Here is a 10,259-nt window from a genome sequence, read left to right as displayed (position 1 = left end):
GTAAGTGATAATTTTGCCATCCACGGTATCCTGAAAAAATTCTTTAATCGATGATTTCTAAGAAATTCTACACCGAAAAACATACATATGTTGATTTGTAAGCACAAATCAACATATGTATGTTTTTTATGACATTTTTTCGTGCAAAACGAAAAGCCCTCCTTGACATAAATCAAGGAGGGCTTTAAATTCGTCGGTACGCAGTTATTTGATGTACCACCATCAAGTAACGAAGATCATAAGGATTGGCGTCCGTTATGATTTCACCAAAGGCTTGTACCTGACCTCTATTTTCACAGCAAAATAAGTTGAGATCAAGACCCTAAATGATAAGTCTTCGTTAGTTAAGTGTTTTTTTTCATCAAATAAGCTTCTTTCAGCAAGTTTTGCCTGCTTCTGCGTGCCCGATATTCGGTTGGCATGCGTTGCATGTGGAGGGAACAAGTGTCACTGGTGCAACGTAGCGATAGTGAAAATCAAAAGATTCGAGCTAAACCGTTACAGGGGAACCCCACATAAGCGGAGCGTTGAGAGTAGTTGTATAGGTTGGTTAAATTGCATGTTGGGGAAACCCTCGCAGAGATATCGCCATACTTCGACAAGGAGCGCGTGGGGAGAGGCGCAAGACCTTTAGTCCTTGTCTGCCATGTGTGCGAAGCATGGTGCGGATACGACCGATGCGTGGCTCCGTCAGCCCATTAGGTTAAATCGGCAATACTTAAGGGATGTGTCATCTTTTTAGATGGCCGCCCTTAGGGTGAGTATTGCCGAAACTCACTCAACGTTCACCATCAGCCCGAGCAAAGCGAGGGGGTGTGGGGTACGGTGAGGATGAGTTGAGTGCCTTTCTCCTCTCCCTTTTTTAATATATATACTAAATATTTGATTTATATCATTTAAATTATAAAAAATTTTATTTGCTTAGGCTTTTTTAGATAGTTTCTTAATTTTAAATTAATAAAATTTCAAACAAAACTACTTCAGATAATTCAAAATTACCTATCTAAAACGCTCTATTTTGCCGTATTTCGAGTTTTTTTAAACTTTCCTATGTTCCCTATCTTCACACTTTAAAAGTGTCTAAAAACGTAAAACAGTGCTTTTTAGAGCTTATATAGCTTTTTACTGATTCCTATTTTTCTGCGTAGCTATGCTTTGCATTGGCTGTACTCGAAAAATAGGAATCTTCATTTAACGAAACTTTTAGGAGAGAGTACTGTATTTGTTATTATTAAAATAAGGTCTAGGTATGGAGTTTGGAAATGTAGTTTATATACTTTTATCTGTTTAATTTATATGCACTTTAAATTGCTTTGTAAATTAATAGTCTTATCATGGTTTTGTTGAATTTGTAATCTTATATCTTGCTTAGTCCCCTCTATATCACGATCAAAGACGCTAACTGAATTTAGTTGATTAACTAAAGATCGTTTCTCTGATTCGAGAGAATTTAGTCTTGTCATAATGTTACAATTGAATTGAGCAATCTGATACTGATTCTGGGAATTACTATATAGTTGATTAAGCTTTTGATATTGTTGGTATAAATCATTATATTTTTGATTAAGTGTTTGAATTGAATAGTTATCTGAGCCTATTTTACTTTGTCTGTTTGACAATTCCACTTGTGTGGAAGAAAGTGAAGAATAAAGTTCATCAATTTTCTGTTTTTGCAGTTTTACTGTTTCATTCAATTTTGAGTTTTCCGAGATTAAACTATCTTTCTCTACACCTGTAAGCTCTTTAAATCGTTCTACAAAGAATTGATCAGTTGCGATCCCTGCACCAAACCCCAAGATGACTAAAGAACAGTAAAAAATAATTGGATTTTCATAAAATAATGATGTTAGAGACATAAGTTCCTCAAATTTTAAAATATGAATCTGTTTTTTCGGGGGAATACTATAAAGTATTTATCCTATTTAAAGTTAAGAGATAAATACATAGCATATGTATAAAAATCATATATTTATGGTTGATTAAGTATAAGTAATTCAATTTTAAATTAAAATTGAATCGTATAAGTGATTGATTTCAATGATCCTGCAAGGTGCGTATGGTGTATATCCTGAAAATAGAATTTTACTAGTGAATTAGTATGCATAATTGGCTTGTTTTCCCCCCATTTTTTGATATCAAAGGGCGTTAATCCTTAATTTTGATGGTTAAAGTGCAAAAGGAGTTTAAAAGGAATGCAATTGAGGGGTAAAAAGAACGCAAATAAGGTGCATTTAGAGTGCAATCCTCGAAGTTTTACTGAATTTTTGTCTACATTTAGATTTATTACGATTACTTTTGATACGCTTTGATAATGTTTGATACGGTTTAAAAGTAAGATTGTTGTACTTGATACGCCTTGATAACGTTTGATACGGTTTAAAAGTTTAAATCTATGAGAATAGAAATTCTTAGCTTAGAAAAAGTGTTTTTATTTAGCCAATTTCTAACGCAGGATAGGCAGATGCCGCAAAAAATGCTATCAAATTTTTATCATTGCCTATTTTTTACCAAGCTTGTTATCCTTAGGATCTAGCCCAAAAGTTGCTACTTAAAATTCGATACCTCATTTAAGTATGCTATACCTCACTTTTGGGCAACTGAATTTTTGTCAACATTAAGACATTAGACGATTTCGTTTTGCTAACGCAAAAGCTTTTCTGCCTTCTACATAGAAAAATCTAGCCCCACATATGAAGATAAACCAAATACCTATAGCTAATAAGGAGTTAGGTATAGATAGCGTATTTTTGCTGTACATCATTAAAATTGTCATCAATAGGCCGAAAAGTGTGAAAAGGAATGAGCCAATAAACCAAGTCGTTCCAAAAAAATAGTTAATCCATCTATTTGCCCATGTAGGAAAATTTATTTCTTTAATATCATTAGGTAAAACTAATGTAGCTCTGAACTCGTTCAGGCATACTTTTAGCCATGACAATATACTTTTTTGAGTATTCGCCTTAATTAAGTTATTTAATTTGAAAAAGACAAAAAAGATAGAGTAAGTCACTATTAAATTTACAAATATTTCCTTCAAAACTGGTGAGCTTAGTTCTAAATATTCATGAAAATGAGTTAGTAGTTCCATGTGTATATATTCCTGAGAAGGTGATGTTTTTTATAAATAATATCAAAGTAATTTGTTCTTTTCTTGATCAATTTAACATAATGGGCGTTATGCGAAGTCATTTATAAAAAATTATTTTTTTTCAAATATTTAAAAAATTAGTCATGACTAAAAAATAGGTAAAAAGCCGACTCCGAAACAAGTCGGATGCTTTTTAAGCACTTTTGTCACTTTTAGCCAATAAAATTGGTTAAAAAATACTCAAAAATTTCATTTTTCCTGATTTCTTAAGGCTTCTCTGAAGCTATTTTATCCCCATTTCCTGCGGACAAATCTTGGGATAAATCCCTGATAAAATTATGTACGCTTTGGCGTACATCTATTCAGGAAAATTGCCAATAGTTTGATTCAGCCAGATTGCATATCATGGACACGTAGAGAGCAGGATGCTCCAACACATAAAACAAGAATGATAAGTGACACACCAGGATCGTGAAGTAAGACAGGAGTCATACTTAACTACCAAATACGAAAAACCCCGACAGGATATCGGGGTTTTTTATTTAAAGATCATTCTGAATCATTATTTTTAGGCTTTTTCTTATCCTGATTCTTTTTGTATCGCTTATCAGCTACGGTTTTTCTGTATTCCTTAAGGGACTTAGGATTATCAGAAATAAAATTATCCATCCGTTTTTTGCCACCCTTATACTTATCATCTTTACGCATTTCTTTTTTATTCACTTTTTTAGCTCCATTTTTAAGTGAATAAATAAAAGATGACCCTGCGACAAGAATCTGATCTACATAAATAGGCGTAGCGACATTCGTGTAAAAGTAGTTACAGCCATATGCCATATTTTTTTCTAAAGTTTCATTAGGAATAAAGATTAAATAACTTAGTGTTTTCTCTAAACCAACCTCCAAATGTGGAAGGTCAAAGTTATCACTTTTCCATTTTTTATCTACACTGCAAAAATATCTAATTTTTTCCTTAGTCTGACTTACTGGAATATTAAGTTTTTTACATTTTTCCTGTGTATATTCAATGAAATGCTTCTTAGCAATATTAAGAGTAATATCAGAAATTGTATCTGAGCCAATCCCTTCAATAACTAACAGTAGTTCTTCAAGGTCTTCTAAATCACCTGTTTCTACAGCTTTAGAATGTCTTAAAGCAGTAATAATTTGCTGACATTTAACATCATGGCTTCCCCGACCTTTATGTCCATTTTTAGCTAAGCCAATGCCTGTCCCTTTGGGTTCTGCAAAGCATTTTGGCACCCATAAGCTATTGATAGCTGCTGGATCTTTAATATAGTTTTTTAAACCAGCTAAGGTTTCTGACATAAAAATTCTTAAAGTTTCATGACCTGATTGCATGTGTTTATTAGATGATCGTGACATTGCATAAGCATCTACAAATAAACGTGTATCTTCATCTAAATTTATATTTAAAAAGTCACATTCTGGATTTTGGTAATCCAGCCCAAAAGAAGAGTATAAATAGTTCATAAAAACCGCTCAAAATAAAATCAAACTTATCACATAATTATTATTTTATGCCTATAAATCAAAATAATGCGACATACCATGTCGTTCAATTAATGAGCAGTTGTGTTTTTTTGAATACAATAATACAATATAGATTGTAGTCTATATTTGGGTTATAATATGTGGACAGTCATTACAACGGATCTGTTTAACGAATGGCTTGTACAGCAAGATGAATCTACACAAGAGAAAGTACTCGCAGCGTTGGTCGTTCTACAGCAACAGGGACCAAGTTTAGGTCGTCCTTTAGTAGATACCGTCTATGACTCCAAATTTACCAACATGAAAGAGCTACGTGTTCAGCATAGAGGTAAACCACTGAGAGCCTTTTTCGCATTTGATCCTTTACGACAAGCCATTGTGTTGTGTATCGGCGATAAAGGCGGTAAAAAGCGTTTTTATAAAGAGATGTTAGATATTGCAGATCAGCAATATGAACTTCATCTCTCAACTTTAGGAGATCAATCTAATGGCTAAGACCCTACAAGAATTATTGGCTAGTCGCTCTCCAGAGAGTCAAGCTCGTATTCAACAAATGGCGGATGAATTATTGTTAGAAACTCAGCTTCACCTTATTCGTGAAGAGTTAGAGATTTCTCAAAAAGAACTGGCTGCAACCCTTGGAATCAAACAGCCTTCATTGTCAGCAATCGAAAATCGTGGTCATGATCTTAAAATTTCAACGATGAAGAAGTATGTTGAAGCAATGGGCGGAAAACTTCGTATTGATGTAGAACTTCCAACAGGAAAACACATAGGATTCAATGTCTAATAATAAGTCTTTGAAAAATACTAATAAATTACTTGTTAATCTGGACAAGTTTATATTTTTAGTCAATGCTGCCAATAGCTTAGAAGAAATTGAAACTATTAGAGATTTATGCTGTGACTATTTTTCACATTGTAAGAGACCAAGCTATTACACAGATATTTTTGACAATGCTTATTGGATAAAATATTACGAAATAGCTTAATCCTTCCAGATTCGCATAAGAGATTTTATGTTAAATAAATTTTTTAAATTCATCATGATTAATGGAAATATTCCATTCTGGATCAAAAATGCTATCGAAATCTAAATTGGCAACTAATTTTCTAGAACCACCACGTTTACCTTGCTGTTCTATTTTCCAATCTATCAAAGGTTCTGAGGTGTAATTAAGACATTTTTCTAAAATAAAACCTAATCGAGCCTTATCTATCGTAGTTCCATTTAGGTCTACTTTATCCATTACGGTATCTAGATATTTGTGTAAATGATTTTTATAGACTTCGAGTACGTGAGTTAATCCCCCACAGTATTGAGGATATCTAAGCATATCAATAAATAAGTCATGAATATTTTGTAGTCGAACATTTGCCCACCACTCATGATCATCTAACTCTTTCTTAGTATGAATAATTATACTTTTTGAAAAATCACTACTTTTGAACAGTTCGTTAAATGGATCTTCGATAGGATAAGCTGGAATCGTACTTTGATATGAATAATTTAAAGAGAAATCCTCATCAGAAAATCGCATTTGTTGTGCAAAAAAAAGTTCCTTATATATATCTGGATTTTCATCTTTTAAATATTCAAATTTTTCAGAACTATCTCTAAAGGTTATACCTATCTTTCTAAATTTATTGATAAAATCTTTAGTAGCTATATTTTTCCATTTTGGACGGTTATAAGTTACATAGTAAATAGCAGATGATTTTACCTCACTCAACTTATAGATATTCATCGCTGATAAGAACGATAGGTATCCATAGGGATAAATAGCACAGGTAATTTGTTCTAAAGTAAAGGATTTTTCAATATTTCTTATGAAAAAGCTATAGCCCTTAGTCGTTTTATTAAAACCAAAAAATACTTTCCTAGACACTAGATTTTTACAAATATGATAAAACCTAGATTCAACATTTTGATATCCACTTATGCCAGTAAGTTTTTGATTATTATATTCTTTATTTATCCAAAGCATTAGAAAAATTTGAAATAACTCTTGCCTGCAAAATGCAATTTGGGTTTGGTTTTCAGTAATTATAGTTTCAAATGCCAAATCAATTTTCATTTTTAAAAAATTAATAAAATATAAGTCCTAAGGACTTATATTTTATTAATAGGGATTTGTCAATGTTTTTTTTTAATGGAAGTTAATTTTTTAAAAATTTATATATAAAAAACAATAGCTTAACTTTGTTGAATATTTGATGGTTTTTGGAACTTTATTAGTTTATGCATAAAGTTTTTACTAAAAATATAATTGTTGTAGTTCGGGAAACCGAACGAATTTTAAATATTATAAAAGGATAAGTAAGATGTATGACGTTTCTGGTGACGCTTTTCGTTTCGTTGAAACCAATACAGCAGTATTCGTTCAGGAGGTTCGTATGAATAGACCTGTTGGTACTATTACTCCACCAAAAGAAGCGAATGTTAGAAAATCTCGTTTCTCTTTTTCCTCAAAACAAGCTAGAGATTTAGGTGATTCAATGATGGATCACTATGTGAATTTGGCTCAAAATAAACCTAAAACTAAATAATTGTTTTAGTTGCCCTTTAGTTTTCTTTTTTATACCCTACATAGATATATTCATTAAAAATATCTATGGATAGGTATATGATTTCCAGAACTAGAGCTGTATTGCATCCTTCTTTAAGAAACGCCTATTCGGGTGATCAACTTCTTATGATTGAAGAGATGTTTGCCGCTTTTGAAGAGTACTGGTTATCGGGTTATCTATATGAATTTGGATTAGATGCACCATTAGATGATCCATCAGCAATAAAGCCAACTGGATTATGTCATGTCCATGTACTTTATAATGATGAGGTATTCACAGAAGCAGACTTTAAAGCATGGGATAGAGACAATAAACCCTATGTTCCTCCAATTCTTAGAGCAAGTAGAATGAATTGTAATTCCATGGTTATTTACTCTGTTAGTAGAGAGGGTACAGCTTTGTTCTTAGCGTTCTATCCTAATAATGGGCATGCGCGAATTAGAAAGGGAACTTTGGAGTTATTAGCTTTAGCTGATGCTTCTGAAAAGTATTTTTCCTCTATAGATGAGACACCTGCTTCCCATGAAGAGGTTAAAGCTTTTTTACAAACTGTTAAATAATTCGATTTTCAATGAAAAGTTTTAGGTAATATATATTTAAATAATAGAATTCTATATCTTCTAACCATTCAAAAATTCTGTTTCTTCATATGCTTAATAATATTAAATGGCTATTAGCAGGTGTGCTTATTCCTGTTATTGGTGTGATTCTTACATGGTATTTAAATCAAAGAGAACTTAAGTATGAGTTGGAATACACTTATCAAGGGCCGATTACAACTGCATTAGGTACTTCTTACTCACTAACTATTACTAATACTGGTAAACAAATTCAGGAAGATATAGAGGTATGGATACCTACAAGTTTACTTACTTTGAATGCCCGAGAGATTGAGCTAAAGATTGATTCTACAGTCCATAAGATTAAAGATTCTTCATTTATTGAAATCAGAAATCCTCAAATTAAGTTTGAAGAAATAATGGATAAGAATTATAAACTTTTAAAATTCAAATCTTTAAGACCATCAGAAAACATTACTTTTTCCGTTTTAAGTTTAGGAAATTTAACATCAATTAATTCTGAATATTCGTTAGAACAATTGAGAATAGTATCTAAACATAGTGTTGCGAAAGTAATTAAGAAAGATGATGCATTATTAAAAGTATATCAGGCATTAGCCTATGTATTTATCATCTTAATAGTTGGTTTAGTAATACTTGGGATTGTTTTTGAATACTTCTACCCTAAAGATAAGAAAATAAGGATGTATGAAAAGGAAATACATAAATTAAAAGGACTCTAATATAGGTGGGAATTTATGAAGTTTTCTTAAAATTAATATAATACGCCTTATACAAAATGCTTGAATTTTTCCCTTTAGCATTAATGTATTAGCCTAAGCAGTTCTAGGATTCAACGCTCTAGAAAGGCTTTTTCTTAATTTTTTACGTTCCACGCCTGTTTTTTGAGCATTGCTCCACGATTTTAATTAGATATTTTGCATAATCAGCCCCAGATTTTTCCTGTTGACAGCACGTGGAATCTTGCCCAAAAAACGTTTTTTTAATCTTTATAATCACTATCGGCTTTAAATTTTGGTCGATATGAAAAATAAACGGAAGTCCTTCCGCCTGATACTTTTTTTCATTTTATCCGAAAATTTAAGGGTTATTTATAGCCTTAATACTCTCGTATTGTTTATTAGGTGTCGAAAACACACAACGAACCGATATACGTATACGAGTGTAATTAAGTTCTTCAAAGTTTTCTGGATTGAATGAAGATGAAAGACTTTTTTACAATGGTTGTTGAACTTACTAAATATTTACATGATCGTCCCGATATTTTGATCACTCTCATCATTATCGTTGGTGTGATCATTTTGATATGGAAAGGTAAGCTTAAAGGACGGATTACTTTTGGAGAGTAATGTGTTTTTAATGAGGTTATTTCAGTGTGTCATGAGACGTTTCATTTTGTCTCATTGCTTATATAGCAATGGTTACAAGTGTATCAATGTTTGTTTCATGACACATTAGGTCTTACTCGATCTCAGCTTTAAGTTGAGGATTAATTTTTAAATATTCATCAAAACTTATGCCAAGTGCATTGGCTGTATTCTCATGATAATGTGTTAAAGCCTGTTTTTTTTGCTCTGGTGTTGCAGCCATATCAAGAGCAAGCCTTAATGTATCTGTCTTTCTCAAGTCCGCATGTTGTATGAATAATTCCAATAGAGTCCGCTGTTCTAGCTCTTCCATAGATTCACCCAGGACTTTTGCAATCTCTGGACTTACTCTGGAAGTGAGAGCTGCTTGTACATGTGGATCTTGCTTAAAAACTTCTAGGGCTTTTTTAATGTAATGGCCGTTGTTCAAAATTATTTCCTCTTAATAACTATTTTTAGATTAATCATCGTTAAATACTGCATTAATAACACGGCCAAATAAACCACGCTTTTTAGACTGTTTTTTTAATGTGTCATGAGACGTCTCAAAAGTGTCTCGTGGTGCACCATTGAAACGTGTCAAAGATGTATCATGAGACGTTTCATTTTGTTTCATTGCTTGTGTATCAATAGTTTCAGGTGTGTCATTAAAAGTGTCGCATGGTGTATCGTTGGAACGTGTCACAGGTGTGTCATGAGACACTTTTTCAGATGATTCTTTATGCCCTAATAAAAGCTGGAACCGGTCAATTTGATCCAAATAACGCTGTTCACGTTCTTTATAAGATTCAATCTCTCTTTTCATAAAATCGACTAACTGACGTAAATCAGCATCGTCTTTTACTGGAGCTTTAGACTGTTCTTCAGGAGATGCCTTAATTACCGGCTCACCAAAGCACCGGATCACTTCAGCCAGATCAAACTGATTATCAGCACTTCGTGATAGTTTTCCTTCTTTGATCGCTCTGTAAACAGTTGAACGGCTCACTTTAAAGCGTTTTGAGACCTCTGTAAGTGATAATTTTGCCATCCACGGTATCCTGAAAAAATTCTTTAATCGATGATTTCTAAGAAATTCTACACCGAAAAACATACATATGTTGATTTGTAAGCACAAATCAACATATGTATGTTTTT

The 10,259-nt window shown here is 32.5% G+C and carries 12 protein-coding genes; 6 read left to right on the top strand and 6 right to left on the bottom strand.

From position 1 onward, the window contains the following. Positions 1 to 1,292: 1,292 nt before the first annotated feature. The 3 genes from OC23_RS02905 to OC23_RS02895 all read right to left on the bottom strand — a co-directional run bounded on the left by OC23_RS02905 (position 1,293) and on the right by OC23_RS02895 (position 4,582). Positions 1,293 to 1,856: a hypothetical protein gene (locus tag OC23_RS02905; protein ID WP_038342683.1), complete on the bottom strand. Its 564-nt coding sequence runs from the start codon at positions 1,854 to 1,856 to the stop codon at positions 1,293 to 1,295. Positions 1,857 to 2,614: 758 nt separating this feature from the next. Next, positions 2,615 to 3,088, bottom strand: a complete 474-nt coding sequence (locus tag OC23_RS02900; RefSeq protein ID WP_038342682.1) for a hypothetical protein — start codon at positions 3,086 to 3,088, stop codon at positions 2,615 to 2,617. A 549-nt stretch (positions 3,089 to 3,637) separates the two neighbouring features. Next, on the bottom strand, positions 3,638 to 4,582 hold the full coding sequence (locus tag OC23_RS02895) for a hypothetical protein (protein ID WP_038342681.1): 945 nt from the start codon (positions 4,580 to 4,582) through the stop codon (positions 3,638 to 3,640). A 159-nt stretch (positions 4,583 to 4,741) separates the two neighbouring features. Between OC23_RS02895 and OC23_RS02890 the strand changes: the two genes are divergently transcribed. The 3 genes from OC23_RS02890 to OC23_RS02880 are packed head-to-tail and all read left to right on the top strand — an operon-like array spanning position 4,742 to position 5,595. Beyond that, the gene (locus OC23_RS02890; protein WP_000269909.1) at positions 4,742 to 5,098 is read left to right on the top strand and encodes a type II toxin-antitoxin system RelE/ParE family toxin; all 357 of its coding nucleotides are present in this window, start codon (positions 4,742 to 4,744) and stop codon (positions 5,096 to 5,098) included. Beyond that, the gene (locus OC23_RS02885; RefSeq protein ID WP_001140622.1) at positions 5,091 to 5,393 is read left to right on the top strand and encodes a helix-turn-helix domain-containing protein; all 303 of its coding nucleotides are present in this window, start codon (positions 5,091 to 5,093) and stop codon (positions 5,391 to 5,393) included. Before OC23_RS02890 ends, OC23_RS02885 begins: the two co-directional genes overlap by 8 nt. Then, entirely contained in the window at positions 5,386 to 5,595 is a 210-nt protein-coding gene (locus tag OC23_RS02880) for a hypothetical protein (protein ID WP_038342679.1), read from the top strand. Before OC23_RS02885 ends, OC23_RS02880 begins: the two co-directional genes overlap by 8 nt. 30 nt (positions 5,596 to 5,625) lie before the next feature. On the opposite strand, the gene OC23_RS18550 is transcribed toward OC23_RS02880, so the two are convergent. Continuing rightward, complete coding sequence (locus OC23_RS18550) at positions 5,626 to 6,669, bottom strand: hypothetical protein (RefSeq protein ID WP_152607791.1); 1,044 nt, start codon at positions 6,667 to 6,669, stop codon at positions 5,626 to 5,628. A gap of 259 nt (positions 6,670 to 6,928) precedes the next feature. Here OC23_RS18550 and OC23_RS02870 point away from each other — a divergent pair, with 259 nt between their 5' ends. The 3 genes from OC23_RS02870 (at position 6,929) to OC23_RS02860 (ending at position 8,477) form a co-directional block, all read left to right on the top strand. After that, a complete protein-coding gene (locus tag OC23_RS02870) occupies positions 6,929 to 7,153 on the top strand; it encodes a hypothetical protein (protein WP_038342677.1) in 225 nt (74 codons plus the stop codon). Positions 7,154 to 7,230: 77 nt separating this feature from the next. Next, positions 7,231 to 7,734 (top strand): hypothetical protein, encoded by a 504-nt coding sequence (locus OC23_RS02865; protein ID WP_038342675.1) that lies wholly within the window; start codon positions 7,231 to 7,233, stop codon positions 7,732 to 7,734. Positions 7,735 to 7,823: 89 nt separating this feature from the next. After that, positions 7,824 to 8,477 carry a hypothetical protein gene (locus tag OC23_RS02860; RefSeq protein WP_038342673.1) on the top strand — a complete coding sequence of 218 codons (654 nt, stop codon included), beginning with the start codon at positions 7,824 to 7,826 and terminating at the stop codon, positions 8,475 to 8,477. A gap of 739 nt (positions 8,478 to 9,216) precedes the next feature. Here OC23_RS02860 and OC23_RS02855 read toward each other — a convergent pair. Together OC23_RS02855 and OC23_RS02850 are read right to left on the bottom strand one after the other, a co-directional pair. Further along, positions 9,217 to 9,552, bottom strand: a complete 336-nt coding sequence (locus OC23_RS02855; protein ID WP_038342670.1) for a DUF6388 family protein — start codon at positions 9,550 to 9,552, stop codon at positions 9,217 to 9,219. A gap of 30 nt (positions 9,553 to 9,582) precedes the next feature. Continuing rightward, entirely contained in the window at positions 9,583 to 10,152 is a 570-nt protein-coding gene (locus tag OC23_RS02850) for a plasmid replication DNA-binding protein (protein ID WP_038342668.1), read from the bottom strand. Positions 10,153 to 10,259: the final 107 nt, after the last annotated feature.

It is taken from the genome of Acinetobacter sp. A47 (assembly GCF_000805455.1).
Lineage (GTDB): Bacteria > Pseudomonadota > Gammaproteobacteria > Pseudomonadales > Moraxellaceae > Acinetobacter.
The sequence above is the reverse complement of the archived record's forward strand: the minus strand, read 5'-3'. Positions and strand labels throughout refer to the sequence as shown.

Excerpts from the sequence above, each read along its gene's own strand:
- OC23_RS02905 (WP_038342683.1), bottom strand. The coding sequence starts at position 1,856 with ATGTCTCTAACATCATTATTTTATGAAAATCCAATTATTTTTTACTGT.
- OC23_RS02900 (WP_038342682.1), bottom strand. The coding sequence starts at position 3,088 with ATGGAACTACTAACTCATTTTCATGAATATTTAGAACTAAGCTCACCA.
- OC23_RS02895 (WP_038342681.1), bottom strand. The coding sequence starts at position 4,582 with ATGAACTATTTATACTCTTCTTTTGGGCTGGATTACCAAAATCCAGAA.
- OC23_RS02890 (WP_000269909.1), top strand. The coding sequence starts at position 4,742 with ATGTGGACAGTCATTACAACGGATCTGTTTAACGAATGGCTTGTACAG.
- OC23_RS02885 (WP_001140622.1), top strand. The coding sequence starts at position 5,091 with ATGGCTAAGACCCTACAAGAATTATTGGCTAGTCGCTCTCCAGAGAGT.
- OC23_RS02880 (WP_038342679.1), top strand. The coding sequence starts at position 5,386 with ATGTCTAATAATAAGTCTTTGAAAAATACTAATAAATTACTTGTTAAT.
- OC23_RS02870 (WP_038342677.1), top strand. The coding sequence starts at position 6,929 with ATGTATGACGTTTCTGGTGACGCTTTTCGTTTCGTTGAAACCAATACA.
- OC23_RS02865 (WP_038342675.1), top strand. The coding sequence starts at position 7,231 with ATGATTTCCAGAACTAGAGCTGTATTGCATCCTTCTTTAAGAAACGCC.
- OC23_RS02860 (WP_038342673.1), top strand. The coding sequence starts at position 7,824 with ATGCTTAATAATATTAAATGGCTATTAGCAGGTGTGCTTATTCCTGTT.
- OC23_RS02850 (WP_038342668.1), bottom strand. The coding sequence starts at position 10,152 with ATGGCAAAATTATCACTTACAGAGGTCTCAAAACGCTTTAAAGTGAGC.